The organism is Haloplanus aerogenes (assembly GCF_003856835.1).
Classification (GTDB): domain Archaea; phylum Halobacteriota; class Halobacteria; order Halobacteriales; family Haloferacaceae; genus Haloplanus; species Haloplanus aerogenes.
The window spans coordinates 2724107-2750519 of record NZ_CP034145.1 but is presented as its reverse complement, the minus strand read 5'-3'; the positions used below and the strand labels follow the sequence as shown (position 1 = coordinate 2750519).

The following is a 26413-nucleotide window of genomic DNA, read 5'->3' as shown; positions in this document are numbered from 1 at the left end:
GCATGCGCTGGCAACTCTCAATCGAGAACGTCGCCGGGATCAGATCGGGGGACGCCACCCTCGAACCCGGCGTCAACGCCGTCCGCGCGAGCAACTGGCAGGGCAAATCCAGCTTTCTCGCCAGCATCGAAACCGTGTTCGGCACGGCGACGCCGCTGACCGAGGGGCAGGAAACCGGTCGCGTCCGGTTGGAGACGGACGACGAGACGTACACGGTCGAACTCGAACGGACCGACGGGACGGTGTCGCGTTCGGGCTCCCCGTATCTGACGACCGAGTACGACCGGGTCCGCGCGGCACAGTTCGCGTTTCTGGGCGAGGACAACGACGTTCGGCGAGCGGTGCGGAACGGCGACGATCTGGAGGCGGTACTGACCCGACCGCTCGATTTCGAGAACATCGACGAACAGATCGCGGCGTTACGCACCGAACGCGAGCAGATCGAACGGGAACTGGAGCGGGCCGAGGAGGCGGCGGATCGCCTCCCTCAGCTCCAGCAGCGGGTGACGGATCTCGAAGCCGAACTCGACTCGTTGCGGGAGGCGCGCGCCGACCTCGAGACGGAGGCTGCCGACACCGACGCTCGGCAGGAACTGAGCGAACTGCGAGCCAAGCGAGATCGGGAGGAAGACCGGATCGAGCGGCTCGAAACGACGGCCGAGCGGATTCGCGAGACGCTCGCGGAGAAACGGTCCGAACTCGACGCGCTCACCGTGCCGTCGGACACCGACGCCGAGGCGGAACTCGAAACCGTCCACGACGACCTCCGCGACATCGAACGGGATCTGGAACTACTGCGCGCGGTTTACGAGGCGAACAAGCGCGTCCTCGACGAGGATCGCGTCGAGTTGCTGACGGACGTCTCCCACGAGATGCTCTCGGACTCCGTCGCCTGCTGGCTCTGCGGGGAGCAGACCTCCTGCGACGACATCGAGGCGCAACTGGCGGCGCTCGACCAGCGGATCACCGAGTTGCGTGACCGCGCGGAGGCCCGTCGCGAACTCGTATCGGAGCTGGAGGCGACACGGGACGAGATTCGGACCGCCCGGCGCCGCGAGTCGGATCTGACCGACCGAATCGCCGACCTCGAATCGCGTCTCGCCGAGACCGAGGAGAGCCTCGACGCCGCCCGCGAGACCCGGGCCGACCTCGAGTCCCGTATCGACGACCTCGCCGCCGACGTCGGCACGGCACAGGACCGACGGACCGATCTGGAGAGCGAGATCAAGTACCTCGAAGCGGAGCTGGCGGACGCGCGTGACGAACTCGAGACGGTGGAAAGCCGGGCCGACAAGCGCTCGATGCTGGAGGACGAGTACGACACCGTGAGCGAGGAACTCACCGACCTCCGGAACCGGAAAGACGACGTGAAACGGCAGGTTCGGGAATCGTTCACCGCCGCGCTCGAAGACCTTCTCGACCGGTTCGATACGGGCTTCGAGACGGCTCGGCTCACGGGCACGTTCGATCTCGTCGTCGCCCGCGGGGGCCGGGAAGCTCAGATCGACGCGCTCAGCGAAGGGGAACGGGAACTTCTCGGTCTCGTGGCCGCGCTCGCCGGCCACGAGGCGTTCGACGTGAGCGACCGAGTGCCCGTCCTGTTGCTCGACGGCCTCGGTGGCCTCGCGAGCGACAATCTCCGTGTCCTGGTCGAGTATCTGCGCGACCGTGCCCCGTATCTCGTCCTCACCGCGTACCCCGAACACGACTGGTTCGAAGGCCACGAACTGTCGCCGGCGGAGTGGGATGTCGTCTCCCACGGCGCCGACACCAGCGCAGCCCAGTAACCGAGGTGCTTGGGTAGCTCGTGGTGTCGTGATCCTCATCCGGTGGCGTCGGCCTCCACCCCGGCTTCGGCGTCACCCTCGCTGCGCAGCGACTCCTCGACCTGCGTGTAGACGAGTACCAGCGCCGCGAGCGACAGGATCGTTCCGAAGGTGAAGGGGGTGCTGAACTGTCCGACGTTGTAGAGAAAGCCCGAGGCGAGCGGGCCGACGGCGACGCCGAGGCCGAACGCCATCGTCAGGACGGAGAGCGTGGTGCCGGACTGCCCCTCGCCGGCGAGGTCACCGGCGAGGGCGAGTGCCGGTGCGAAGACGAACGCGACGGCGACGCCCTGCAGGAGGCGCGCCCCCAGCATGAGATACGGGTCAGTGAGGGCGCCCTGTGCGAAGACGGCGGGCACGAGAACGACGAATCCGGCGAGCAGGAAGGGCCGTCGGCCGTACGTGTCGCTGGCTCGCCCCACCGGCACCTGCAGGACGACGTTCGCGATGACGACGGCGGCGAACTGGACGCTGAACAGGAAGGTTCCCTCGTCGAGTCGCGCCCGGATCGGGCCTTCGAGCGTCGCGAACAGCGCGATGGTCGTCGCCATGAAGAAGGTGCCGACACCGAGGACGAACACCGAATCGAGGAGCGTCGACCCCCGCCGATCAAGCACGGCGACGGAGAGCGTCTCGCCCGACTCGGCGTCGAGCGACGGCGGGTCGGACACCAGCACGGTCACCAGCGCGAAACTCACGACGGCGCCGAGAACGGCGATGCCGAACGCAGCGTCGAAGCCGGAGAGGCGGCCGGCCGGCGTGGCGTAGGGCCCGAACCGGATGACCGCGCCGGCGACGATGGGGCCGAAGCCGAAGCCGACGAGCCTGAACGTGTTGAACACGCCGAAGTTGCTCCCGCGCTCGCTGTTCGAGCGAGCGAAGTCGTTGACGAGCGCCACCGTCGCCGGGACGGTGAAGGCCGCGCCGATTCCCTGAAGCGCGCGGGCGACGACGATCCACCAGTAGCCGGTCAGGAACGGGTACGCCGCGCTCCCGATACCGAACAGACACAGGCCGAACAGGACGAACACCTTGCGCCGACCGACCCGGTCCGACAGTCGGCCGGTGAACGGCTGGCCGAAACTGTTCAGAAAGCCGAACAGGGAGAGCACGACCCCGATGAGAAACTCCTTGCCGACGACGAAACCGAACAGGTTCGCGCCGACGAGGCCGGTCAGCGACACCTGTCCGCTGGCGATGTACAGTGGGAGGACGATGATAAGAAAGGAGTTACCGAGCGCGTCGGCCATCCGGGCGAGGCCGAGTGCCACGACACGTCTGTCTGTGCCTAGCATGCGACATCTCCACGGGACGGCGGTCGAACGTGCCACGACGAGGGTCCGATCACAGTCGTGCAACGGCGCTGACTGTAATATGGACACCGGAAACAGTCGGCGTTTCCGGGACCGGCCAGCTCACAGCTTGACAACGCCTCAGTGATTGTTTCATCCGTACGCGGGTCGCTGGCCCGGTGATCGTCGACGCCGCCGGCCGCGACGGTCGAGCGAGACAGCCGTAACAGCCCCTAAGTAGTTGTTCGATGCCGTCGCAGCGCGGCTCATTCCCTGCAGTCTCGTCGCTGGCCCTCAACATTTATCAGTTAAAAATACATACTTCAAAGTATACAATTCTCGAAACGCCGTACGGATGGAAATATCCCGAAAAACTCCACTCAGATCCCACTTGCGGCATAAATCGGGAGTATTTGTGGCTTCACTGCCACGGCGGTACAGAGAGAAAAAAATCAAAATCTTGGACGCTCTAAAACAGCTCTAAAACGTCTTTATCGACTTTCGTAGCTCACCGCAGGAATTCTGAAAAATAAGGACAAGAAATATATAAAAATAGTTTAATAACAGTATTCATATAATTATTGTCCCCGCCGAACGATGGCCCTTGACTACGAATGGGCTGGCTCCATTCCGACGACGGGGTCGTCTCCAGTTGTCGGAGTCCGTACGGCGTTCGGCGGTCGATAGCTCGAAGTAACCACTATACGCCCCGCGCGACTGGCTCCGGTATGCGACTGGAGGATTACTGGGGTGTGGGGCCGAAGACGAGCGAGCGCCTCCGCGAGACGCTCGGAGAGGAGGCGGCCGTCGAGGCCATCGAATCCGCGGACGTACGGGCGCTGACCGACGCGGGGATCACGCGGGGCCGCGCGACGCGCATCCTCCGCCGCGCGAACGACGAGGCAGGGATGGACGCCCTCGCGACCCGCGACACCCGCGACGTGTACGACGACCTGTTGGCGCTGGCGAGCGAGTACGCCCTCACCCGGCACGCGGCCGACCGCATTCGGGTGTTGACGCCGCTCTCCTCGCCAGACGCCGTGGTCGGCCGATTGGACGCCGTCGACGCCGCCCGCGAGGCGTGGGCCGACCTCGATGACGAGAGCCGTGAGGCGGTCGTGGCCGCCTTCGACGCCTACGACGCTGCCGAGGGAACCGAACGCGCGGCCGTCGACGCCGTTCTCGCCCTCCGCGAGGCGGGGTTAGACGGGTCGACGTTCGACGCTCTCGGGGCGATCGATCCCGACGCGGTTCGGGAGGCGGCCGACGCCCTGCAGTACGTGACGCCGGACGGCGTCGCCGCGGGCGCGGACGACCGACTCGACGACCTCCGCGCCCGCCTCGACGACGCCCGCGAACTGGAGAACTCCGCGTTCGACGTGCTGGAGCGCATTCGCGAGACGGGCGTCAGGGATCTGGCGGACTTCCGCGGAGCCTTCGCGGACTACGTCGACCGCGAGACGCGCCTCTCCCGGTCGGCCATCGAGGAGAACGCGCCGGACGAGGCCCACGACGCCGCCGACTTCGTGAGCACGGCGCTCCGGGCGCTGGTCGACGACCTCGAACGCCGGGTGACGGAACGGGAGACGCAGGTCGAGGACGACCTCCGGGCCTCGATTGCCGACGCCCGCGCGGACGTGGACCGCGCGGTCGCCGCCGTCGACGACGTGGCCGTCGACCTCTCGCTCGCGCGCTTCGCCGAGGCACACGCCCTCACCCGTCCGACGCTCGGCGGCGACGGCCTCGCCGTCGAGGGGGCGCGCAACCTCTTTCTCGACGATCCCGATCCCGTCGACTACGCGGTCGGGGATCACGATCTGTCACCGCCCACTGGCGACCGCGTGGCCGTGCTGACGGGCGCGAACAGCGGCGGGAAGACGACCCTGCTGGAGACCTGCTGTTCGGTCGCGCTGCTGGCCGCGATGGGCCTGCCCGTCCCCGCCGACCGTGCCGCAGTCGGGAGCTTCGACGCCATCGTCTTCCACCGCCGGCACGCGAGTTTCAACGCGGGGGTGCTGGAGTCGACGCTGAAATCCATCGTCCCGCCGCTGACCGACGGCGGCCGGACGCTCATGCTCGTCGACGAGTTCGAGGCGATCACCGAACCCGGCCGTGCCGCCGACCTGCTGAACGGGCTGGTCGATCTGACGGTCGAACGGGGCGCTCTCGGCGTCTACGTCACCCACCTCGCGGACGACCTGAGTCCGCTCCCGCCGGCCGCCCGCATCGACGGCATCTTCGCCGAGGGGCTGACACAGGAGTTGGACCTCCGAGTGGATTACCAGCCCCGGTTCGGCACCGTCGGCAAGTCGACGCCGGAGTTCATCGTCTCTCGCCTCGTCGCCAACGCGAGCGACCGCCGCGAGCGACAGGGGTTCGAACATCTCGCCGCCGCGGTGGGCGAGGAGGCGGTCCAGCGGACGCTCTCGGACGTGTGGGAGGAGTAACTCACGGAGCGTGCGACTCTTAACCCCGCATCGTCTGGGGGAAATATGTTCGTGGACCGGTCGGGATGCCTCGCGGACAATCCCCCATTTCGAGGGTACGGCGCGGCGGTGAGCGTCGGTCCCGACGGTCCGTGCGTGTTCGTCGCCGGGTTCGGGAACGCCAACCGCGTCCTCCGATGGCGCTCGGGCGAGGTCGTCGACGCGGCCTGTGGCGTCCTCGCGGACGAAGGGCGCCACGCAATCGGCGTCGCCGCCGCCGACCTGGATGCCGACGGCCGCGAGGAGGTGTACGTCCACAACGTCGCCGCGTTCGGCGGCACCTCGGCCGAAGCCGACCTCCTCCTCGATCCGACGGCCGACGGGAAGTGGCGCGACCTCTTTGCCGATCCGGTGAACCGTGGGCGGGAGAACTACCGCGTCGGTCGCTCGGTCGCCGCCGTCGACCGCCTCGGCACCGGCCGCTACGGCATGTTCGTCACCGGCTACGGCGCCCCCGCGCGCTTCTACGAGGTGGGCGACGACGGCGGTATCACCGACCTCGCGGACGCGGTGGGGCTGGATGTGGTGACCGGCGGGCGCTCGGTCGCCGCCGGCCCCATCCTCTCCGATCGGACGGACCTGTTCGTCGGCGCCGAGCGCGGCCCCAATCTCCTGCTCCGCAACGTCGGCGGGACGTTCGTCGACGTGGCGCGGGAGTACGGCGTCACCGACGCCGAGGAGAACGCCCGCGGGGCGGCGCTGGTCGCCCCCGACGGGGCGTCGACACCCGACATCGTCTGTGGCAACTGGAACGGCGCGAACCGGCTGTTCGCCCGCGAGAACGGTACCTTCCGTGACGCCGCGCCGCCTGCCCTCGCCCGCCCGGCCCGCGTCCGCACTGTCGTCGCCGCCGACTTCGACAACGACGGCCGGCAGGAACTGTTCGTCAACTGTCTGGGCGCTCCGAACCGCCTGCTCGAATACGACGGCGAGTGGACACAGACGAGCGTCGGCGACGCCCTCGAATCCGAGGGAATGGGCACCGGTGCTGCCGTCGCTGACCTCGACGGCGACGGGACGCTCGAACTCCTCGTCGTCCACGGCGAAGCCGAGGCCCAACCCCTCTCGCTCTTTACCGCTCCCAACGACGGCGACTGGCTCCGGGTGCGGCCCCTCACGGCCGACGGCGCACCCGCCCGCGGCGCGCGCGTCGACCTGACGACCGACGAGGGGCGACAGACCCGCTTGATCGACGCCGGGAGCGGCTATCTCTGCCAGATGGAACCCGTCGCCCACTTCGGTCTCGGCTCGTCGACGCCGCGCGAACTCGTCGTCCAGTGGCCCGACGGCCGCGAACGGACCGTCTCCGATCCCACGCCGTGTGAGACGATTACGTGTCCGCATCCCGGAGGATGACCCGGTCCGCGGCCCGACTTAGCGGGATTTAAGACGGGTTCTCCGTTACTGACTGGAAAGATGATCGACCCCACATCCGATATTGGGGAGGACGTCGACGAGAGCACTGCACCAACCTGCCATACGTGTGGGAAGAAAATCGTTCAGGAGCCGGACCATCGGGTCGTCTCCTGGATCGAGGAGAGCGAAGCTGAACATCTCCACTTCTGTGACGACGAGTGCCGCGAAGCGTGGAGCGGGCGTCGGCCGCGATAGTTACTCGAACCGATCCAGCCCCAGCGACAGCATATCCGGACTGACGGGCTGGAACTCCTCGCGCTCCCACTCGGGGAAGTACTCGCGGACTCCGTTCCAGCGGTCGCGAGCGTAGCGCGCGTCGACGAGGACGCGAACCCCGCGTTCGTCGGGGCCACGGATCACTCGCCCGACCGCCTGCCGTGCCTTCCGAACGGCGGGCACTGTCAGCGCCGTCTCGAAGCCGCTCCGGCCGCCGCGGCCGTCGGACCCGAACGCCCGGTCGTACGCCGTCACGACCGCACGCGTCCGCGGTCGGGTCGTATCCACCAGCGGCACCCCGCAGACGACCGCCGCGTGCAGGCGGTCGCCGCGGTAGTCCACTCCCTCCGTGAGCGTTCCCCGGAGGCTGGTGACGAGGGTCTTCGATCCCCCCGCGAAGAAGTCGCTTTTCAGCGCCTCGGTCGCGCCGTCGTCGCTCGACTCGTCGAGCAGAACGGGGGTGTCGAGACGCGCCTCCAACTCGCCGGCCATCCACTCCGCCTCCGCGTAGTTGGGCATCCCGACGAGGACGTTCCCCTCGCGGCCCGCCACCTCCGCGACGGCGTCGACGTACACCTGCCGCGCCTCGCTCGCCGACCCCGGCGCGCCGCGGTTCTCGTGGGTAAAGGCCGGCGCGTCGACGGCGAAACTCGCGCGGTTCTCGGCGGGGAAGGTGAGGCCGTAGGTTCGCTCGACGACGGGCCGACCGGCGTCTTCCAGATCGTCGAGGCCCGTGACCGTCCGGAACACGTCCAGCGGTTCGAGCGTCGCAGACATCAACACGCCGCCGCCGAAATCGCCCAGTCGACTCGCGATGGCGTCGCCGGGGACGCAGTTATGGAGGGAGAGGCGCGCGTTGTAGGCCCGCCGCCACGAGTCCGCGGGCTCCGACTCGTTCCACGTCCGCGAGAGGTCGATAGCGCGGAAGTAGCGACCGTGATCCGCGCGGTACCACGCCCCCAGCACCCGCCCGACCGTCGGGGCGGCGCGTTCGCGGTCCTCCTCCTCCAGTTCGTTCAGGACGCGTGCGACGACGGCGGCGACCGTCTCGGCGCGCACCCACACGTCGTCGCCGTACCGTCCCTCGGCCCACTCCGTGATGGCATCGGGTTCCGGTGTCTCCGGATCGCGGAGCGGAATCTCGTCGTCCGGCAGGTCGTCGAGCGCCGTCCGCCACGCCGGATGCTCCCGGTCGAGGTGGGCGCGTACCCGGCGGTCGAGTTCCTCGCGCAGGTCGCGGACGAACGCCCGCGTCTCCTTCAGTTCCGTGAGGCTCACCTCGGTCTCCTCCAGTTCGCCACGGACGAGGGCGCTGTCCCGCGAATCTGGGTCGAATTCCAGCGGCTGAATCACTCGCGTCAGCTCCGACTCGGCGTCTCGGAGCGTCGCGTCGGCCACGCCGTCGCTCACCAGGTCGCGCACCCGCGGTTCGAGCATGTGCGCCTCGTCGCAGACGACGAACGTCGACTCGTCGAGCAGGGCGCCCGTGAAGGAGTCGACCGTCCGCGGGTCGAACGCGTGATAGTAGTTGCCGATCACGACTTCGACGTGCGGGAGGAGCGCCCCGAGCATCGAGTGGGGGCAGGTGCCGTGGCCCGCCGCGAGGCCGACGAGGTCCTCGGTGTCGAGGAGGCCGGCGTCCTCGAAGTCGAAAGGGACGGCTTCGACGGGGTCGCCGTCCTCCGGCAGGTCGTCGAGGTACTGCGCGTAGAAGGGGCAGTATTCGGTGTCCCCGTACTCGGCGGTGTCGGGGAGGTACGGCGTGGGTTCGCCCGCCGTCTCCAGATAGTCGGGGCCGGCGGACGCGGCGCCGCCCGAGTCGAGCAGTCCCGTCTGGGCCTGTCGCGCCTCGGACGCCAGCGTCGCGGCCGTCGTCGGGCCCTCGGAGCCGGTCAGGTTGCGCGTCCGCTCCCGAAGCCCTTCACACCGGTCGTAGACGGTCGACTCGTCGATGTTCCCGACGCGTTCGCGGCTGTACGGGCACACGTCGGCCTTGCCGACGAGCGTCAACGCCGAGACGGGCCGCCAGTCGTCGGGCAGGTTCTCGTTGATCGTGCGCACGTCGGCCTCGAACTGCCGGAGTTGCTGTTTGACGCTCGTGAGGACGACCACCCGCTCGAACGACGAGTCGGGGTCGCGTACGCGGTCGATGCCCGCCGTCAGCGCCAGCATCGTCTTCCCGGTGCCGCAGGCGCCTTCGATCACCGCGAACCCGTCCCGTTCGGCCGTCTCGATAGCTGTCTCGATGCCGTCGGCCTGTTCGGGGTACGGTTCGTCGTGGCCGAACACCGCCCGCCACGTCTCACCCATCACCCGGAGGCTGGCGGCGTCTTCGGATAAAAAGCTCGGCTCGCGCCACTCACAGCAGACTGCCCCCTAGCACGATCACCGCGAGGTTGTTGGCGAAGACGCCGAGACCGACGGCGACGAGAAAGCCCAGCCACGCCTCGACCGCGAGGGCGAAGTAGTAGTTCGCCGGTGGCGGCGTCTGCCGGAGGCGGTCGACGAGGAGGCGGAAACAGCCGGTGACGAGCACCACGACGGCGAGATGCGCGCCGATCACGACGAGGATGCTCCGGCCGAGCAGCCAGCGCATCAGCGGGTTGCTCTCGGCGCCGGTGCCGACCATCCGGGCTGCCGCGAGCGTCGTCAGCAGGTCGACCGCGAGGAGGAGAAAGAGCGCGACGGCGATCCAGTCCCAGTACTCCTCGATCTGCGCGTCCGCGATACCCGAGGTCACGACCTATCGCTCCCGTGGGTCGTCGCTGCCGGTCGCCCCGTTACGTCGCCGTCGGTCGTCGGACCCACTCGTATCGTCGGCGCCGGCACGATCACGCTCCCGACTTCGGTCCGCACCATCATCCCGGTTTCGCTCCGGCGACTGATCCGTCCGTCCGGTCGTTCCATCGCCAACTTCCGTCGTCCCGTCGTCGGCTTCGTCCGTCCCATCGCGCCCGTCCGTCTCTGCTCCGGTCCGCGTGACGTTGCCCGCGGTGCGGTCAGCCGCGTTCGTCGATTCGGATCGCTCCGTCGCCGCGGTGGCGGCGTCGGTCGACTCCCGATCGGCGTGATCCGGGTCGGTCACCATCCCCGTGTCACCGTCGGCCGACGCGGTCGTCGGTCGGTCCGCACGAGCGTCTGCCGGTGTCGCCCCGTCGGTCGTCGTCATCCCGTCCGCCTTCGCGGCTTCGACGGCGGCTAGCGCGTCGACCGTGTCACCGCCGCCGTCGGCGGTGCGTTCGAGGATGGTCTCGACGCGGGTGGGCGAGGGATTGCCGCCGGCCGCTTCCACGAGCGCCGCGGTGCCGGCGACGTAGGGCGCGGCGGCCGACGTGCCGACGAAGTGGGGGTCGGCGCGCGTCCGGGCGCCAGCGGGCGCGGTCAGATCGACCGCGCCGGCGTTAGAGAGCGAACTGAACGCCCGGCGCTCGCCGTCCGTGACCGCACCGACGGCGACGATGCGGTCGCTCGTCGCCGGTGCGACCATGCTCCCCCGGGCGGTCGTGTGTTCGAGTTCGTGCCGAGCGGCGAACACCTGTACGCGGCCGGGTGCCGCCGAGGCGTCGCCCACGCCGCTATCGGCGTAGACGGCGACGTAGTACCGCCCCTTCGGCACGGCCACGTCGATGCTCTCGACGGTGAGTCCCGGCCCCGTCTCGTCGGCCGTGGATTTGGCGACGACGCGGTCAGCCCCGCTCGGAAGACGACGGTAGAGATAGAGGTCGTAGTCGACGGCGGCGTGCCAGCGCAGGCGGACGGTCACCCGCCCTCGAAGCGGGTCGCCGTCCGCGAGGGCGTTCGCGGCGTCGTCCTCGGCGAAGGCGACCCAGCCGTCGGCCGTCCCCTCGCCCGCCCAGTGGCGGTTGGCGTAGTTGCCGGCGGAGGTGACGAAGACGGCGCCCCGTTCGGTCGCCCGTTCGGCGGCGGCGGTGATCCGCCGTTCGTCGGCCGCGACGCTCGGGAAGTAACTCCCCGAGTCGACGATGATGTCGGCGCCGCGGGCGGTCAGCCACTCGACGGCCGCCGCGTACTCCGCCGGTGTTGGCGTCCGCCCGACGCCCGCGAGATAGAGGTTCGCGTCGGGCGCCGTCTCCGACACCACCTCCGCGACGGCGGTGTCGTGGGTCGTCGAGTGCGGGGAGTCGCCGACCTGTCGCCACCCGGCGACGTGGGGGCCGAGGGCGCCGCTCGTGTCGAATCCTTGCCCGATGACGCCGACGGAGACGCCCGCACCCGTGTGTCCGCGTTCGTGGACGGCGTCGGCCCGGACCGCGCGGAGCGCTTCGGCCGTCGCGCCGGCGCTCGACGGGTGGCGCTCGATGGCGGCACCGACCGTGACGCCCACGTCGCCGACGCCGGCCGTCTCGGCGCGTGGCTCGGACTCCGCACCCGCCAGCGTCGGCTGAACGACCGCGAGAACGACGAGGAGCGTGAGGCAGACGACACGACGACGCGGTGTGGAGGGCATTGGCGGTCAGTCGGTGTATCGGTTCCAGACGGCGAGGAGGGCGACGACGAGGAGGCCGCCGGCGAGGAAGGCGACACCCGGCGGTACGAGGCCGAGGATCGGTCCGGTCGCGCTTCCGACCCCGTCCCCGACGCGCGGTGCCGTCCCGGGACCCCCGAGGTCGACGACGCCCGCGCCGAACGCGCGCTGGATCGCGAACGCGCCCACGGCGAGGACGGCGAGGATGCCGATCACCCGATCCAGCGAGTCCAGAAATCGCTCCTTGTCGGCGTCGGAGCCGACGACGACCAGCGAGTCCTGACTCGGCGCGTACACCTTCATCTCGCGCCCCTTCACCGAGTAGCGCGTGCCGGCGACTTCGACGAGGCCGGCTTCCTGTAGATTGCCGAGGTGGTGTCGGACGTTCTGGAGGGAGGTCGACACGGAGTCCGCGAGCTCCGAGGCCGTCGCGGGGCGTTCTTCCAGCGCCGTCAAGATGGACCGGGCCGTCTCCGACGACACCGACCCGATGAGGCGTTCCGCATCGTCGTCCGTCAGGGACAGGACGCGGAGTTCGCCGTCCCCCTCGGGCGTCACGTCCCGCTCTAGATGGGAGGGTAAGAGCCCTGACATCAGTCCGTGCGTTTCGAATCCAAGTAAAAAATCCTTCGCCAGAATTTCGTTCGGTAACGTAACTGATATTATTCGCTCCCGTCGGTCGCCGGAAAGCCGCCGGCCAGATAGAGGGCGGCGAGCAGCCCCACGAGGCCAAGGAGCGCGGCGGCAAAGGCGAGGAAGACGGTGTCGAACGCGAACCGTTCCCCGAGGACGCCGACGACGCCGCTGCCGGTGGCCTGGACGAGGAGGGCGAGGCCGCCGTACACCGCGTAGGCGCTCCCGCGATTGTCCGGAATCGCCTCTAGGACGTACGCGTCGAGGGCGGGAAAGAGGCTGTGTGCGGCGAGGCCGAGGGCGACGCTCACCGCGGCGATGGCGAGAAGCGTGTCCGCGACGGTCAGCGCCGCCACGCCGAGGGCGACGCCCGCGCCGAGCGTCAGGATGTAGGGGACGTGTGGCAGGCGGTCGGCGAGGCGGCCACCCAGCCAGAACGCCGGGAGGCCGGCCGCGAAGGCCACCGTCAGGAGCGTGCCCGCCCGTCCCGCCGTCAGTCCCTTGCTCGCCACGAGGTAGGTGACGTAGAAGTTGAACACACCCTGCCAGACGAAGCCGGCGCCGCCGATCATCACGACGGCGGCGAGGATGATCCGCCAGTGGGAGAGCGCGGCCCGGAAGTCGCGGTCGGCACCCTGTGGCACGCCGCCCTCGCGCCGCCGGGCGACGGCGACGAGGCCGAGCGTCAGCGTGGCGCCGAGCGCCGCGAGCAACCAGAAGACTGCCCGCCACGAGACGGCGGCGACGAGGGCGACGGTGAGCGTGGGGGCGACGACGGCCGCCGTCTGGGCGGCGACGCCGTGGACGCCCACCGCCCGCCCCACGGCGTCGGGGTAGAGGTCGCCGATGAGCGGGACTGCGGCGGCGTAGTACGCGCCGGAGGCGACGCCGAGGGCGAACGCGCCGACCTGCAAGAGCGGGATAGAGGTGGCCACCGCGGTCAGCGCCGCCGCGGCGGTGAGGAGGGCGCCCGCGCCGAGGACGATGCGGCCCCGGCGGACGCGCGTGACGAGGTAGCCCACGGGGATGCGGGGGACGGCCGTGCCGACCCAGACGAGTGTCGTCACCAGCCCCAGCCCGGCCGTCCCCACCTCGAACGTCACCCGGAAGGTTTCGAGGAGGGGCGCGAAGGCGACGCGGCCGAAGTTGGCACAGAACACGAGGCCACAGAGGGTGCCGAAGAGCCGACGGGTCACGGGAGAGGGTTCATCGGGGGTCGCCACAAGGGTTGCGTTCCGCGTCGCCGTGGCGAATACTATAACGGCCGTGGGAGCGACGGCCCTGTATGATCACTGCCGAACGCATGGCCGCGGTGGACGAGAACGCGGCCGCCCTCGGCGTCCCGCGCAAGCAGTTGATGGAGTCGAGCGGAAACGCCGTCGCCGCGGCGGTGCGCGAGGCCGCCGCCCCCGGCGACGCCGTCGCACTCGTCTGTGGCCGCGGCAACAACGGCGGCGACGCCTTCGTCGCCGCGCGCTTTCTCGACGACTACGACCCCCCCATCCACCTGCTCGGTCGCCCCGAAACCATCTCGACGGACATCGCCCGCGAGAACTGGGCGGCACTGGAACGGGCCGAGTACGACACCCGTGTCGTCCGCGACTCCCGCGATTTCGACCTCGGCGACCCCGACGTGGTCGTCGACGCGATGCTCGGCACGGGCGTGACGGGTGCGCTCCGCGAACCCGAGCGCTCGGCCGCGGCGGAAATCAACGGGACGGACGCGACCGTCATCGCGGTGGACGTGCCCTCCGGCGTCGACGCCGACACGGGCGAGGCGGCGGGTGTCGCCGTCGACGCCGACCGGGTCGTCACCTTCCACGACGACAAACCCGGCCTCGATTCGCTGGATGCCACAGTGACCGTCGCGGATATCGGCATCCCCGAAACGGCGGAACTGTTCGCCGGGCCGGGCGACCGACGCCTCCTCTCCCGCCCCAGCGACGCCCACAAGGGCGCGTTCGGTGAGGTGCTGATCGTCGGCGGCGGGCCGTACACCGGCGCGCCCGCCCTCTCCGCGCAGGCGGCGATGCGCGCCGGCGCCGACCTCGTCCGCGTGGCCTGTCCCCGCGCCGTCGCCCGCGAGGTGCAGAGCTTCGAGGAGGGCCTCATTCTCCGCCCCTTCGACGGCGACCACCTCACGACCGACCACCTCGACCACGTTCACGCCCTCGCGGCCGACCACGACACCGTGGTGTTCGGTCCCGGCCTCGGCGACGACGCGGCGACGCTCACGGCTGTCCGTGACTTCCTCGCCGACTACGACGGCCGGGCGGTGATCGACGCCGACGCCCTGCAGGTCGTGCCCGAGGTGGAGACGGAGGCGACGCTCCTCTGCACCCCACATCAGGGCGAACTCCGGGCGATGGGCGGCCCGAGCGCCGACGACTGGCGCGACCGACTCGACGCCGTTTCCGACTTCGCCGCCGAACTCGGTCACACGTTGCTGGTCAAGGGCGCCTACGACGTAATCTCGGACGGCACGGACGCGCGGGCGAATCGAACCGGCAACCCCGGGATGACCGTCGGCGGCACCGGCGACGTGCTCGCGGGAATCGCGGGGGCACTGCTGGCCACGCAGGACCCCCTCGACGCCGGGACGCTCGCGGCCTACGCCAACGGCCTCGCGGGGGACCGCATCGTCGACCGGCAGGGGTACGGTCTGCTGGCGAGCGATCTGTTACCTGAAGTGCCCCGGGCACTGTGGGGTGGGTACGATGAGTGACGAATCCGACGACCTGACCCACACAGACGAGTCTGGCAACGTCCAGATGGTCGACGTGGGCGACAAACCCGACACGTCGCGACGGGCGGTCGCGCGCGGCGAGATTCACCTCCAGCCCTCCACTATCGCGGCCATCCGCGACGACGAAATCGGGAAGGGTGACGTGTTGGCGACCGCTCGCGTCGGCGCCGTGCAGGCGGTCAAGCACACGTGGGAGACCATCCCCATGTGCCACCAGATCCCGATCACGAACGTCGAGACGGAGTTCGACGTGGGCGAGGATCTGGTCACGCTCACCGTCGCCGTCGAGACGACCGGGAAGACGGGGTGCGAGATGGAGGCGCTCGAAGGCGTGACGACCGGCCTCAACGTCGTCTGGGACATGGTGAAGGCGGCGGAGAAGGACGCGGACGGCGAGTACCCCGACACGGCGATTCGGGACGTGCGGGTGATCGAGAAGACGAAACGGACGCTCTAGTCGCGCCGACCGGCGAGCAGTCCCGCGACGAGGAGCGCGAGCAGTGCGACGACGGCGCCGAAGCCGGGAGCGCTCGTGTCGCTCGTCGGCGTCTCGGCCGTCGTGACCGCGGGCGTCTCGGTCGGTTCCGGCGTCGCGGTCGACGCGGGCGTCACGGTGGGCGCGGCCGTGGCCGTCCCGGCGTCGACCGTCACCTGCCCCGCCGACGCGCCGTCGACGCGGAGCGTGTGGGTTCCGGTCGCGTCGGGAGCGACGGTGAACGTGATCTCCGTCCGCTCGCCAGCGTCGAGGTCGACGACCCGTGTCGCCGCCGTCTCGTCGTCGAGTCGGAGTTCGACGGTGTGACTGCCGGCCGCGCTGCCGACGTTCTCGACGGTCGCGGTCACCGTCGTCGACCCGCCGGGTGCGAGGTCGGTTCGCGATACCGACGCCGCCGACACGTCGAACGCGGGCGCCCCGGCGGCGACGGCGAACACCGACAGACCGGGGGAGTCGACGGTGTAGCGATGGGTTCCGTCCGCCGTCTCCGCGAGCGTGGTGTCCAGCGCCGTCCACGCCCCGTCGTGGTAGCGGTAGACGACCACGTCCTCGGGCGTGACGCTGCGGTCGTCGAGAGTCGACGCCTCGACGGTCAGGTCGAACGTCGCGCCCGCGATGTCTCCGTCGTCGAGCGACGGGTGTTCGACGGAGACGTAGCCGACGGCCCGCGACGGGGCGTCGGCGGAGGTGGCGGGGAGCGCGGGCACCTCCTCGGAGAGCGACGACGTGTCGTCGGTCACGTCGACCGAGAGGTCGAAGTCGCCGCCGGCGGTGACGCTCATCGCGTCGAGGGTGACGCGCGACCCCGCCGGTGGGGTCGTGAAGTCGACGGCGACGGGGGCGTCACCGTCCGCGCCGGTGACGCTGACGGACGCCGTGCCGGCCGTGGCGGACACGTCGACCGAGGGGCCAGTCATGTCGGCGACGCTGAGGCCGCCGCCACCGCCGCCGCCGCTACTACTGCTGCCACCGCCGCTACTGCCACCGCCACTACTACTGCCACCACCGCTACCGCTCGACGCCGCTTCGACCGTAATCGTCACCGTGTCGGTGTCGGTGTTGCCCGCGCCGTCGGTGACCCGGAGCGTCGCGGTGACGGTCCCCGCCGAGTCGTACGTGTGCGACAGCGTCTCGGACGAGGTGGTCTCGTCGTAGGTGCCGTCGCCGTCAACGTCCCACTCGTACTGTTTGATGCCGACGTTGTCGGTCGTCTGGGAGGCGTCGAGGGTGACACTCGACCCCGCGGTGATCGTGGTGTCGCTGCCCGCGTCGGCCGTCGGGGCGGTGGTGTCCGATCCGCCGGGCCTGATTTCGGCCGTCTCCGCGGAGTAGTGGGTGTCGAGTTTCATCTTGATCCCGTTCGAGGTCTCCGTGAACGTCGCCTGCGTCTGGCTCCCGCCGTAGGCGGCGCGGAGCTGGCCCGCCGAGGTGACGCCCCACTGTTCGAGGATGCCGTCGGGGATGAGCGCCTCGTAGTACCCCTCGTTCTGGCTCCCGTCGACGGTGTAGTGGGGACCGGCGACCTGCACTTCGAGTCGCGGCTTCTGCGAACTCGACCCCTGCCGGTACACCGGCGGCGAGAACGACTGGGCGTCCGTGACGATGGTCCCGCCGGTGAGCGTCGTGCGGAAGCGGACGGGCGCGTTCGCCATGTTGTAGAAGGAGACCAGCGCCTGTGCCTCCCGCATCGTCGTCGCCTGTTTGTTCTCGCTCGGCCAGTTGTTGTAGGTCGGCTGGGTGCTGTCCTGGTAGTAGAACCGCTGGTTCTCGCGGGGTTCGATGTAGAGCGTCAGGTTCGACGTGTCGGCCGTCGACCCCGGTCCGACCGACCACGAGACGTTGCCGCCGGTGCCCATCATCATCCGCGGGGTGAAGTCCTTCAGTTCGAGTTCGACCTCGAAGCGAGTGGTCGCGTCGGCGCCGACGTTCGCGAGGTCGGCCTCGCCGTTCTGGACGCCTTGCGCTTTCAGGCGCACGTCGAGTTTGCCGTTCGAGACGGTCGTCCCGACGATCACGTCGCCGGTGGGTTCGGTGCCGTCGACGACTCGAACCGAGGAGTCGACCACCGAGGGCGATCCTCGGGTCTCGACGGTGACACTCTGTCCGGGCTGGCTACCGACCGCGACGGTGTGGCTCCCGGCCGTCGCGAACGTCGTCGTGATCGTGACCTGCTTCTGCCCGTCGGCGGGCACGGTCACGTTCGTGACCTGTGCCACGCTCCCGTCCTGATAGAGGGGAACGAGCATCCAGTCGTCGCTCGACCCCGAGTTCGACACCGTCGCCGTCACGTCGAGGTCCTCGTTCTGGTCGACGGTCGTCTTCGAAAGCGAGAAACTCCCGATAGACAGCGAATTCGACGGCTGAACGAGCAGTTGCGAGCGCTCGAAGCTGGCTCCGGCGACCGTGTACAGATCCGAGAGGCCGCCGTCGGAGAGGCTCAGGGTGACGGTCTCGGTCGTCGTCGTACTGGTGCCGACGCTCACCGACCGGCTCGCGAGTTCGGTGATGGAGTCGGTCGTTCCGAGTTTGAACACCTGCAGCGTCGTCGACCCCGAACTCCCGCCGGTGTTGTTGAGCACCACGTCCATGTCGACGTTCGTGCCCGGGGCGACCATCGTCTTCGAGAGCGTCACCGAGTCGATGGTGATCTGCGCACTGCCGCCGTCACCGCCGCCACCGCTCCCCGCCAAGAGCATCGACCCGTCGGTGGCGAGAATGGTCCCACTGCTGGTGTCGTTCAGGCGGTACGCGACGGACTGATCGCCAGAGAACGCCCCCGCCGGCACCGAGAGCATCGCGAAGCCCTCGGTGGCGGGGAGGGAGGCGTTGGCCGTGACGAACGACCCGTCGCTGGCGTTGTACAGTTCGACGGCCACGTCGGAGGTCGATCCCACCTGTCCGGTGGCGTTGTACGCGACCGAGAGCGAGGTGGTCGTGGTCGGATCGTGGCTCGTGTCCGATTTGTTCACCCACGGCGCCGGCGAGAAGCCGGTCAGTTCGGCCGCGGTCGTGCCCCCGATTGCGGCCGTCGTGTCGTCCATCGGTGCCGTCGCGGCCCCCGCGGGTATCGTCGGTGCCACCAGTAGCGCGAGAACCATGCCGATCACGTGGGCGCGTTGCCACGGACTCGGCGCGTCTCCCCGTTGCATGTGCGTCACTCACATACGGTGCTCAAAACCGTTCTCCCCCGAGTATCAACCGTGATAGCGTGTGTCAGCCGCTCTCAGGCCGATTCGACGGCCGCGAGGTCGCTCGCCTTGGCACGGGCGCGTTCGACGATGGAGGGCCGCGCCTCGAACTCGAGGACGACCTGTTCGCCCTCGTACTCCTCGGCCTCGACGTTCGCGTGGTCGTGGACCCACGAGACGAGGCTCATGGTGTCGTCGGCGAGGGGGAGGACGAGCCGTTCGAACTGCCAGTCGGGGAGTTCGCGCTCGATCCGGTCGCGGAGTTCGTCGACGCGTTCGCCCGTGAGGCCGGAGACGGCGACGGGGTTCGGGGCGAGGGCGGAGAGCGCCTCCCGCTTCTCCGCGAGTTCGGCCTCGTCGACGCGGTCGATCTTGTTCAGCACCGTCACGATGGGTGCCTCGTTGCGTTCGTACAGCGTGTCGTGGCAGGTGACGAGTTTCTCACGCATCTCCTCGATGGGTTCGCTGGCGTCGACGACGAGAAGGACGAGGTCGGCGTGGTAGACGGAGTCGAGAGTGGACTCGAACGACTCCACGAGCCAGTGGGGGAGGTCGGAGACGAACCCGACGGTGTCGGTCAGGAGTACGTCCCGGCGACCCGTGTCGGCGCGGCGGGTGGTGGTGCCCAGCGTGGTAAAGAGGCGGTCCTCGCTCTCCGCGGTGGTGTCTAGATCGGGGTGGCGGTCCTCGTTCTCGTCCACGTCGAGTTCGGCGGCGAGGCGGCGCATCAGCGTCGACTTCCCGGCGTTGGTGTAGCCCGCGAGGGCGACGAGGTCGAACCCGGATTCGCGGCGCTGTTCGCGGCGTGTCTCCGCCTTCTCCGCGATGGCGTCGAGTTCGCGTTTGATATCCGCGATCTGATTTTTGATGTCGCGCTCGCGGCTCTCGTCGTACTCGCCGAGACCCATGAAGCCGGGGCGCTCGTCGCGTTTGGCGAGGCTGGTCTTGGCCTCGGCGCGCGGGAGTTCGTACCGGAGTTCCGCGAGTTCGACCTGCAACTGCGCCTTGCGCGTCTGGGCGCGCTGCCCGAAGATGTCGAGGATGAGGGTGAAGCGGTCGACCACCTCGACGCCTTCGGGCAACTTGCCGCCGATGTTGTACGTCTGGTAGGGCCCGAGGCGGTTGTCGACAATTACGGCGTCGGCGTCCACTTCGTGTGTGAGCACCGCCAGTTCCTCGACTTTCCCCTCCCCGAAGGCGTAGGCGGCGTCCTCCTCGCGGGTCTGGGTGAGTTCGCCAACCACCTCGTAGCCCGCGGCGCGCGCGAGGTCCCGAATCTCGCTCAGATCCGCGTCCCCACGCTCGACACGCTTGGCGACGACCGCCTTCATCGGTCCACCGTCCGAATCGTGTGGATTCCCTGCACGTTTCCTCTCGAGGTAGACGCTCGAACCACTTAAACTCCGCTCGCCACGGATTTTCCGACGGTACTGACCACGTGCTCCGGTGACAGGGAGTTAACACGTCATTAGCTATCACGCTGCGCGAACAACGTGAATGCCGTCCTGCACGGGTCGCTCGCGGCACCGAACGATGGTTCGACTCCATCGGTGGGACCTCCCCGGGAGGGGAGACACCATGTCGAAGGAGTTCACACTGTCACGACGGAAGGCGCTCGCGGCGTTGGGGACCGTGGGGGCGGCGTCGGCAGGGGCCGGACTGGGGACGAGTGCCTACTTCAGCGATCAGGAAACGTTCGAGAACAACTCGCTCGTGGCCGGGACCCTCGATTTGAAGGCGGCCTACTCGGTCCACTACTCGGACTGGTCCGCGGACGAACTGGCGGGTATCGACGAGGACGACGTCACCATGACCGACCACGAGGCCGAATTCGATCCGGGTCCGACGAGGGTGCCCGGTATCGAGTTCGCGAGCGAGAGCGATTTACAGCAGTTCCTCGAGAACACGCTGGTGAACGAGGACGGCGACGCGTCCTGTCCGGACGGGACCGACGCCGACGACCTCGAACAGCCGGTCATCGAACTGGACGACGTCAAGCCCGGCGACCACGGCGAGGTCACGTTCGACCTCGCGCTGTGTGACAATCCGGGGTACATCTGGCTGCAGGTCGCCGACGCCACGGTGTCCGAGAACGGGTACACGGAGCCGGAACGAGACGACCCCGACGAATCCGGCGTCGAAACGCTCCCCGGCGAACCGCCGATGGATCTCCACGTGGAACTTCTCGACGCCGTGCAGGCCGCCTACTGGATCGACGACGGCAACAACTACGTGAACGGCGACGAGGCGTTCCAGTCGCAGGGCTCGCTCCGGGAGATTCTCGGGGAACTCTCGGGGATCGGCGCGGCGCTCGAGGGCGACATTCCTGCCGAGCAAGGCGGCGGCACGGGCGAACAGGGGTGTTTCTCCGCCGGACAGCACTCGATCGGGTTCGTGTGGTGGCTGCCGGTCGACCACGCCAACGAAATCCAGACCGACTCAGTGACGTTCTCGCTGACCTTCTACACCGAGCAGTGCCGCCACAACGACGGCACCGGCGACCCGCTCACGGCCTTCGTGAACGACGACGCGCCGCTCAACGAGCAACCGTGGGACGGAGTCGTCGCCGACCGGACCGGCGAGGACGAAATCGTGGTGATGAACAACGCCCTGACCGAGGTGAACTTCCCGGACGAGCCGCTCTTCGGATCGCCACCGCAGACGTTGCCGCTCTCGTTCGACCCGCGAGTGGTTCGGGTCTCGACCGGAACGACCGTGACGTGGCAGTGGCAGACGTACTCCGACCCGTTCCCCGACATCTTCAACGGGATCCCACACAACGTCGTCGCGCTGGACGGATCGTACAGTAGCGGCCCGCCAGTGCCTGCGGCGACGGCGTCCGACTTCAGCCACACGTTCACCGATCCGGGGGTCCACCTCTACTTCTGTGAACCCCACGGCAGCCCGCACTTCCACCACTCGTCTCCCGGCGTCCCGTTCCAGGAGGTGATCAACGAAGCCGGTATGCGGGGGGCCGTCATCGTCGAGGACTGATCGCTCCTCGACAGCCTCGGCGACGTATTGCCGGCGCGCGACTGACCCTGCGCCACAAACGACTTAACTGCGAACGGCCCACTGGTGGTATGGACGGGGTTCTAATCGCGTTACAACTGGGGATCGACCCGCAGCAGTTGGGACTGGAGTTCGGGAGCGGCGCCGTGATCGGTGGGATCATCGGCTTCGCGGCGAAAAAGGTCGCCAAGATCATCGCCATCATCATCGGCCTCGAACTCGCGCTGTTCAAGTTTCTGGAGTCGCGTGACATCCTTACCGTCGACTGGGCGGCGCTGTCGGCCGGCATCCTGAAAACTGGCGAGAGCGCGGCGGCCGGGCCGCCGAGTTGGATGTCGACCATCCTTTCGACGCTCTCCGTCTCCGTCGGCTTCACCGGCGGGTTCCTGCTCGGCTTCCGGCGGGGATAGTCGCCGACTACCGCACGTTGAGGTCGTCTTCGTCCTTGACGATCCGCGTCTCCGCCTCGCCGCTCGTCACCTCGTTCACCAGGTCGTAGAAGTCGTTCTGCATCCCCGCGGGGAAGGTGAGCACGCCGATCCACGAGCCGTCGGCCTGCCACTCCTCCCGGTCCAGGTCACCGAACTGTCGGATCTTCGACTGCGCGCTCCCGGCCTTGTCGGCGGGCACCTGCACTGCGACGGTCACCTCCGCGAAGCGGATGGGGATGACGGGGCGAAGCGCGTCGAGAGCGTCGTCGACCTGCGTCTCGACCCGTTCCATAGGGTCGACCCGGAATCCCGCCTCCTCCAGCGCTCGCTCGATGCGTTCGGGGGGATGGGGCGCGTCGTCCATCTGCGGGTTGACCGCGTTGCGCGCGATCCGGTTGATCAACTGCTTGCGCTTCTGTTCTTGCATCTCGCGGCGCTGCTCGGCCGTGATCTGGATCTCGCCGCGCTTGACGACTTCGGGGATGATTTCGAGGGGATCGGTCGTACCGAACACCTCTTCGAGGTCGTTCTCGGCAGGGCGGTCTCCGCGGGAGGCGTCCTCGAACACGTCCTCGGCGGCGATCACGTCTTCCAGGTCTCCCTCGAACTCGCCGCGTTTGATGGCGAGGGCCGCGTCGGGGTCGATCAGTACCTCGAAACGCTCGCCGTGGGATTCGAGGCGTGCGGTGACGGCCTCGTCCAGCGAAATCATACGCCGAGGTAGACTCTCCGGGAGTATATAGTCTCGGCCGTCGGCGCGAACGGTAGACAGAGCGAGCGCCTACTCCACTGTGGCCTCGGCCGTCGAGAGGAAGCCACTCGCCACCAGCCGACGCACGACGGCCACGAGGCCGTTGTCGAATCCGCGGCCGAACACCGCCTGCTCGTGGTATCGCTCGCCGCTACCGTCGCGGGTGAACGAACTCACGAGGATCGACGACTGATCGACCAGCAAGAGGCGGCCGATCTCCGTGTCGTCGTTCGGGAACGCCGAGTGGCCCAGCCACTCGATGCCCGAGACGAACGTCTCGACTTCGGGGAGCCTCGGTTCGGCCCCTTCGAGCACCGCCGCGTCCTCCGCGCCGACGACGACGTTGACGCCCCGGTCCACGGCATCCGCGAGGTGGTCGATCAGCTTCTCGGTGAGAATCTCCGCGTCCCCGACGACGATGATTATCTCCTCCTCGGCCTCGTCGATCAGTTGCTGGACGCGACTCTCGATGCCGGGTGTGCTGGAGAGCGCCCAGACCTCGTGGGTGACATCTATCTCTCCCGCGGGTTGTTCCGGTTCGAGGCCGTCGAGTACCTGTCGGAGTTTTTCGGCCCGCTCCTCGTACTCGGTGCGGAGCGTTTCGATTGCCTCGTCGATGGGGACGGCACGAAACTGTTTGGGGTTCGAGTGCTGAATCTCGACCAGCCCCTTCGCCTCCAGCACCCGAATCGCGTCGTAGACACGCGTGCGCGGCACCTCGGACGTTTCGCTGATATCCTTGGCCGTCCCCTGTGGCCGCCGCGAGAGTGCCACGAAACATCCTGCCTCGTACTCTTTGAGTCCAAACTCCTGCAGAAGTTCGATCGCCTGCTGGTGATTCGATATCTCGTTCATGGGTCCCAACCCAACCGCCGACCATCCGACGGCCTTAGTGAAATATTGTGCGCCACACGCAAAGGCGTTTCTTCACCAAATCACAGTCTATCCCGAGAACGGATCGGCTTCTCTTCGGTGCTAGCGAAGGAAAACGACTATCTGGCCCGTTTTCACGCCTCTTGCGCCGGAAATATAATATTATTGATTTGTAAGATCTCGGGGGCGGGAACTTCGAAGTAACTCGATTAATCACAACAAGAATATACCGGCACCCGTCCAACGTTCTCGATGGCGCGCGGTCACAGACTGGGTCCCAACCGTTCTGTCGTCGTGCGCCACTCTCCCCCCCGGGAGATTTCTGAGACGAGATTATGTCCGACGACGAGCCACGATCCGCAGCCGTCGAGAACCTGACGACGCTCGGGTCGAATACCTACGCCGCGCGGACGTTCGTGGCGCTGACCGTCCTCGGCGACGGCACGGCACAGGAGGTGAGCGACGTGGTCGACGTGCCCCGGACGCGACGACGTTCGAGTCGATGTGGAACTGGTCGGATACCCCGGCCGGCCGACTCCTGATGGTGGATCGGGAGCGGACGCTCGTGAGCGTCCTCGTCGACGGTCAGGCGACCACCCGCCCGAACCGCTCGACGAGACGGCCACGGGGGGTCGGGCGCGGCGAACGGCCTCATGATCGTGTTGCGGGCGCTCTTCACGTGGCAGATAGACGGAAACCGCGCGCGCGCGATTAGGAGAGGTTCTCGATGATTTCGACCAGATTCGCCTTGTCCTGCACGCCGATGAGCCGCTCGGCCTGTTCGCCGTTGGCGTAGAACTCCAGCGTCGGGACGCTCTGGATACCCCGCTCCTGGGCGAGTTCCTGCAGTTCGTCGATATCGACTTTCAGGACGACGGCGTCGGTTTCGGCGGCGATTTCTTCGACCGTCGGCTCCAGCATCTTGCAGGGGCCACACCAGTCGGCGTAGTAGTCGACGAGGACGACGGCGTGCTCCTCGACGAGTTCGCTCAGGTGGTCGGCGTCTTCGACGTGAATGGGCTCCTGCTCCGCAGTCGACTTGCTCATACACCCCCGTAGCCACCCGATCCCCTTAACGATTGAGTCGTTCTGGCATCCGGACGCACGACCGTCACGTCACGACTCGACCCGGTACTCCAGCACGACGCCGTCGTCGAGGCGGTCGACGCCGACCAGTTCGAGCGCCGGGAAGTCCTCGACGAACCCCTCGCCGTCCGCGAGCGTCGGCGCCTCGCGGCCGCCGAGAACGAGCGACCCGACGAACACGCTGAGTTCGTCGACGAGGCCCGCCTCGAACAGCGAGAAGATGACTTTGCCGCCGCCCTCGACGAGCAAGCGGTCGACGCCCTCCGTCTCCAACTGGTCGAACGCGGCCGAGAGATTCACCTGCTCCTCGCCGGCTTCGATCACCGTCGCGCCCGCGTCACGCAGGGTCGCCAGCCGCTCCGGAGGTGCCGCCTCCGAGACGAGGAGGTACGTCTCGGCGTCGTCGTTCAACAGCGTCGCGTCCGGCGGCGTGCGGGCGCGGGAGTCCGCGACGACTCGGGCCGGATTCGCCGAGCGCCCGTTGCGCAGGCGCTGGACACGCCGATCCTCCGACTTGACGCCGAGGTGGGGGTCGTCCGCGAGGACCGTCCCGACGCCGACGAGGACGGCGTCGGCGGCCGCACGGAGGCGGTCCACGCGGTCGAAATCCTCGTCGCCGGAGATGCGGACCTGTCGGCGCTCGCGCGTCGACAGTTTCCCGTCCACGCTCGTCGCCGCGTTGACGACGACTTCCATACCCGTCACTTCGCGTCGGGGCGCAAACCGCTTTCGGTGGGCGGTCGGCAACTACGATACCGACCGCGCGACGGGGCGCGCCAACTCCATCTCGAACCCCGGACTGTACTGCACGACCGGATCGGTGGTCGGCGTCGGCAGGCCGACCGCCTCGAAGAGCGTGTTCCGTCGGATGGTCGCGTCGACCGGCCGGAGCGTCCACGGCTCCCGGTCGAGTTCGCCGACCCACACGCGCCCGCGCCCCGCGTTTCCGATGTGCCGACTCTCGCTCTCCGGCAGGAAGTACCGGAGATGCTCGATACAGAACGACTCGATGGAGTCCGGATCGGCTTGGTACGCCTCCCCTGTCGGTCGATACCGCGCCTGAAAGACCGTCGACGGCTCCCCGTCGCGTCGGCTCCGAAACGTCACCGTATCGCCACGGCGTGTCAGCCGCATCGACGCGCGGTGGAAGGGGAGGCCGAAGGCCCGCCGGCCGACCCACGCGGCCAGTCGCTCCCCGGCGTCGAGCGAGAGGAAGTAGACGCCCGACTGGCCATCGAGCGTCACGTACGTCCGCAGGTTGAGTTGTGGCATCCCCCGCTCCAGCCACGGCGGGGGTCGGATCGTCCCCGGGCCGAAGCCCCGATTCTCCAGTGCGAGCGCGCTCACCCACGCCGATCCGTCGAACGTCGCCACGTCGAGCGCGTCCGGAACGTGCGACTCGACGGTCGCCGGATCGAGGGGCCAGTGGGCGAACAACACGTCGCGCCCGGTGACGGTGAGGATGGGTGGCACGG

22 protein-coding genes are annotated in these 26413 nt (G+C 68.5%); 9 read left to right on the top strand and 13 right to left on the bottom strand.

Annotation, left to right across the window (positions count from 1 at the left end; all coding sequences use genetic code 11):
- Positions 1 to 2 precede the first annotated feature (2 nt).
- Entirely contained in the window at positions 3 to 1787 is a 1785-nt protein-coding gene (locus DU502_RS14080; protein ID WP_121920214.1) for an archaea-specific SMC-related protein, read from the top strand.
- A gap of 35 nt (positions 1788 to 1822) precedes the next feature.
- On the opposite strand, the gene DU502_RS14075 is transcribed toward DU502_RS14080, so the two are convergent.
- On the bottom strand, positions 1823 to 3121 hold the full coding sequence (locus tag DU502_RS14075) for an MFS transporter (protein WP_121920215.1): 1299 nt from the start codon (positions 3119 to 3121) through the stop codon (positions 1823 to 1825).
- 725 nt (positions 3122 to 3846) lie between these two features.
- Here DU502_RS14075 and DU502_RS14070 point away from each other — a divergent pair.
- From DU502_RS14070 to DU502_RS14060, 3 genes are all read left to right on the top strand, one after another.
- The gene (locus tag DU502_RS14070; protein WP_121920216.1) at positions 3847 to 5565 is read left to right on the top strand and encodes a DNA mismatch repair protein; all 1719 of its coding nucleotides are present in this window, start codon (positions 3847 to 3849) and stop codon (positions 5563 to 5565) included.
- A gap of 108 nt (positions 5566 to 5673) precedes the next feature.
- Positions 5674 to 6960, top strand: a complete 1287-nt coding sequence (locus DU502_RS14065) for a CRTAC1 family protein (RefSeq protein WP_241966796.1) — start codon at positions 5674 to 5676, stop codon at positions 6958 to 6960.
- A 60-nt stretch (positions 6961 to 7020) separates the two neighbouring features.
- Complete coding sequence (locus DU502_RS14060) at positions 7021 to 7215, top strand: DUF7576 family protein (RefSeq protein ID WP_121920218.1); 195 nt, start codon at positions 7021 to 7023, stop codon at positions 7213 to 7215.
- On the opposite strand, the gene DU502_RS14055 is transcribed toward DU502_RS14060, so the two are convergent.
- The 5 genes from DU502_RS14055 to DU502_RS14035 all read right to left on the bottom strand — a co-directional run bounded on the left by DU502_RS14055 (position 7216) and on the right by DU502_RS14035 (position 13551).
- Positions 7216 to 9546, bottom strand: coding sequence for an ATP-dependent DNA helicase (locus DU502_RS14055; protein ID WP_121920219.1), 2331 nt, complete (start codon positions 9544 to 9546; stop codon positions 7216 to 7218). It abuts the gene before it with no gap.
- A gap of 49 nt (positions 9547 to 9595) precedes the next feature.
- A complete protein-coding gene (locus DU502_RS14050) occupies positions 9596 to 9976 on the bottom strand; it encodes a DUF5658 family protein (RefSeq protein WP_121920220.1) in 381 nt (126 codons plus the stop codon).
- A gap of 3 nt (positions 9977 to 9979) precedes the next feature.
- Positions 9980 to 11704: a S8 family serine peptidase gene (locus DU502_RS14045; RefSeq protein ID WP_121920221.1), complete on the bottom strand. Its 1725-nt coding sequence runs from the start codon at positions 11702 to 11704 to the stop codon at positions 9980 to 9982.
- 6 nt (positions 11705 to 11710) lie between these two features.
- A complete protein-coding gene (locus DU502_RS14040) occupies positions 11711 to 12316 on the bottom strand; it encodes an ArsR/SmtB family transcription factor (protein WP_121920222.1) in 606 nt (201 codons plus the stop codon).
- 68 nt (positions 12317 to 12384) lie between these two features.
- Positions 12385 to 13551: an MFS transporter gene (locus tag DU502_RS14035; protein WP_121920590.1), complete on the bottom strand. Its 1167-nt coding sequence runs from the start codon at positions 13549 to 13551 to the stop codon at positions 12385 to 12387.
- Positions 13552 to 13640: 89 nt separating this feature from the next.
- Here DU502_RS14035 and DU502_RS14030 point away from each other — a divergent pair, with 89 nt between their 5' ends.
- Positions 13641 to 15080, top strand: a complete 1440-nt coding sequence (locus DU502_RS14030) for an NAD(P)H-hydrate dehydratase (protein ID WP_121920223.1) — start codon at positions 13641 to 13643, stop codon at positions 15078 to 15080.
- Positions 15073 to 15558, top strand: a complete 486-nt coding sequence (moaC, locus tag DU502_RS14025; RefSeq protein ID WP_121920224.1) for a cyclic pyranopterin monophosphate synthase MoaC — start codon at positions 15073 to 15075, stop codon at positions 15556 to 15558. The genes DU502_RS14030 and moaC overlap by 8 nt, the downstream gene beginning before the upstream one ends.
- Here the strand turns inward: moaC and DU502_RS14020 are convergent.
- Both DU502_RS14020 and hflX read right to left on the bottom strand, forming a co-directional pair.
- On the bottom strand, positions 15555 to 18746 hold the full coding sequence (locus DU502_RS14020) for a PKD domain-containing protein (protein ID WP_158601157.1): 3192 nt from the start codon (positions 18744 to 18746) through the stop codon (positions 15555 to 15557). The genes moaC and DU502_RS14020 overlap by 4 nt on opposite strands.
- A gap of 74 nt (positions 18747 to 18820) precedes the next feature.
- Positions 18821 to 20116, bottom strand: coding sequence for a GTPase HflX (hflX, locus tag DU502_RS14015; RefSeq protein ID WP_121920227.1), 1296 nt, complete (start codon positions 20114 to 20116; stop codon positions 18821 to 18823).
- A 247-nt stretch (positions 20117 to 20363) separates the two neighbouring features.
- Between hflX and DU502_RS14010 the strand changes: the two genes are divergently transcribed.
- Together DU502_RS14010 and DU502_RS14005 are read left to right on the top strand one after the other, a co-directional pair.
- The gene (locus DU502_RS14010) at positions 20364 to 21779 is read left to right on the top strand and encodes a plastocyanin/azurin family copper-binding protein (protein ID WP_121920228.1); all 1416 of its coding nucleotides are present in this window, start codon (positions 20364 to 20366) and stop codon (positions 21777 to 21779) included.
- A gap of 89 nt (positions 21780 to 21868) precedes the next feature.
- Positions 21869 to 22207, top strand: coding sequence for an FUN14 domain-containing protein (locus DU502_RS14005; protein ID WP_121920229.1), 339 nt, complete (start codon positions 21869 to 21871; stop codon positions 22205 to 22207).
- Positions 22208 to 22214: 7 nt separating this feature from the next.
- Here the strand turns inward: DU502_RS14005 and DU502_RS14000 are convergent, their stop codons facing one another.
- Complete coding sequence (locus DU502_RS14000; protein WP_121920230.1) at positions 22215 to 22940, bottom strand: ribosome assembly factor SBDS; 726 nt, start codon at positions 22938 to 22940, stop codon at positions 22215 to 22217.
- A gap of 69 nt (positions 22941 to 23009) precedes the next feature.
- The gene (locus DU502_RS13995) at positions 23010 to 23834 is read right to left on the bottom strand and encodes a TrmB family transcriptional regulator (protein WP_121920231.1); all 825 of its coding nucleotides are present in this window, start codon (positions 23832 to 23834) and stop codon (positions 23010 to 23012) included.
- 353 nt (positions 23835 to 24187) lie between these two features.
- Between DU502_RS13995 and DU502_RS13990 the strand changes: the two genes are divergently transcribed.
- On the top strand, positions 24188 to 24394 hold the full coding sequence (locus tag DU502_RS13990) for a hypothetical protein (RefSeq protein WP_121920232.1): 207 nt from the start codon (positions 24188 to 24190) through the stop codon (positions 24392 to 24394).
- Positions 24395 to 24563: 169 nt separating this feature from the next.
- Here the strand turns inward: DU502_RS13990 and trxA are convergent, their stop codons facing one another.
- The 3 genes from trxA to DU502_RS13975 form a co-directional block, all read right to left on the bottom strand.
- Positions 24564 to 24899: a thioredoxin gene (gene trxA, locus DU502_RS13985; protein ID WP_121920233.1), complete on the bottom strand. Its 336-nt coding sequence runs from the start codon at positions 24897 to 24899 to the stop codon at positions 24564 to 24566.
- Between the two features lie 69 nt (positions 24900 to 24968).
- Entirely contained in the window at positions 24969 to 25634 is a 666-nt protein-coding gene (locus DU502_RS13980; protein ID WP_121920234.1) for a 2,5-diamino-6-(ribosylamino)-4(3H)-pyrimidinone 5'-phosphate reductase, read from the bottom strand.
- 51 nt (positions 25635 to 25685) lie between these two features.
- Positions 25686 to 26411 (bottom strand): YqjF family protein, encoded by a 726-nt coding sequence (locus DU502_RS13975; RefSeq protein ID WP_158601158.1) that lies wholly within the window; start codon positions 26409 to 26411, stop codon positions 25686 to 25688.
- Positions 26412 to 26413 lie beyond the last annotated feature (2 nt).

What these genes read in the sequence shown, in the direction of transcription:
- DU502_RS14080 (WP_121920214.1), top strand. Translation starts at nt 3, where the DNA reads ATGCGCTGGCAACTCTCAATCGAGAACGTCGCCGGGATCAGATCGGGG.
- DU502_RS14075 (WP_121920215.1), bottom strand. Translation starts at nt 3,121, where the DNA reads ATGCTAGGCACAGACAGACGTGTCGTGGCACTCGGCCTCGCCCGGATG.
- DU502_RS14070 (WP_121920216.1), top strand. Translation starts at nt 3,847, where the DNA reads ATGCGACTGGAGGATTACTGGGGTGTGGGGCCGAAGACGAGCGAGCGC.
- DU502_RS14060 (WP_121920218.1), top strand. Translation starts at nt 7,021, where the DNA reads ATGATCGACCCCACATCCGATATTGGGGAGGACGTCGACGAGAGCACT.
- DU502_RS14055 (WP_121920219.1), bottom strand. Translation starts at nt 9,546, where the DNA reads ATGGGTGAGACGTGGCGGGCGGTGTTCGGCCACGACGAACCGTACCCC.
- DU502_RS14045 (WP_121920221.1), bottom strand. Translation starts at nt 11,704, where the DNA reads ATGCCCTCCACACCGCGTCGTCGTGTCGTCTGCCTCACGCTCCTCGTC.
- DU502_RS14040 (WP_121920222.1), bottom strand. Translation starts at nt 12,316, where the DNA reads ATGTCAGGGCTCTTACCCTCCCATCTAGAGCGGGACGTGACGCCCGAG.
- DU502_RS14030 (WP_121920223.1), top strand. Translation starts at nt 13,641, where the DNA reads ATGATCACTGCCGAACGCATGGCCGCGGTGGACGAGAACGCGGCCGCC.
- moaC (WP_121920224.1), top strand. Translation starts at nt 15,073, where the DNA reads ATGAGTGACGAATCCGACGACCTGACCCACACAGACGAGTCTGGCAAC.
- DU502_RS14020 (WP_158601157.1), bottom strand. Translation starts at nt 18,746, where the DNA reads ATGCAACGGGGAGACGCGCCGAGTCCGTGGCAACGCGCCCACGTGATC.
- hflX (WP_121920227.1), bottom strand. Translation starts at nt 20,116, where the DNA reads ATGAAGGCGGTCGTCGCCAAGCGTGTCGAGCGTGGGGACGCGGATCTG.
- DU502_RS14010 (WP_121920228.1), top strand. Translation starts at nt 20,364, where the DNA reads ATGTCGAAGGAGTTCACACTGTCACGACGGAAGGCGCTCGCGGCGTTG.
- DU502_RS14005 (WP_121920229.1), top strand. Translation starts at nt 21,869, where the DNA reads ATGGACGGGGTTCTAATCGCGTTACAACTGGGGATCGACCCGCAGCAG.
- DU502_RS14000 (WP_121920230.1), bottom strand. Translation starts at nt 22,940, where the DNA reads ATGATTTCGCTGGACGAGGCCGTCACCGCACGCCTCGAATCCCACGGC.
- DU502_RS13995 (WP_121920231.1), bottom strand. Translation starts at nt 23,834, where the DNA reads ATGAACGAGATATCGAATCACCAGCAGGCGATCGAACTTCTGCAGGAG.
- DU502_RS13990 (WP_121920232.1), top strand. Translation starts at nt 24,188, where the DNA reads ATGTCCGACGACGAGCCACGATCCGCAGCCGTCGAGAACCTGACGACG.
- trxA (WP_121920233.1), bottom strand. Translation starts at nt 24,899, where the DNA reads ATGAGCAAGTCGACTGCGGAGCAGGAGCCCATTCACGTCGAAGACGCC.
- DU502_RS13980 (WP_121920234.1), bottom strand. Translation starts at nt 25,634, where the DNA reads ATGGAAGTCGTCGTCAACGCGGCGACGAGCGTGGACGGGAAACTGTCG.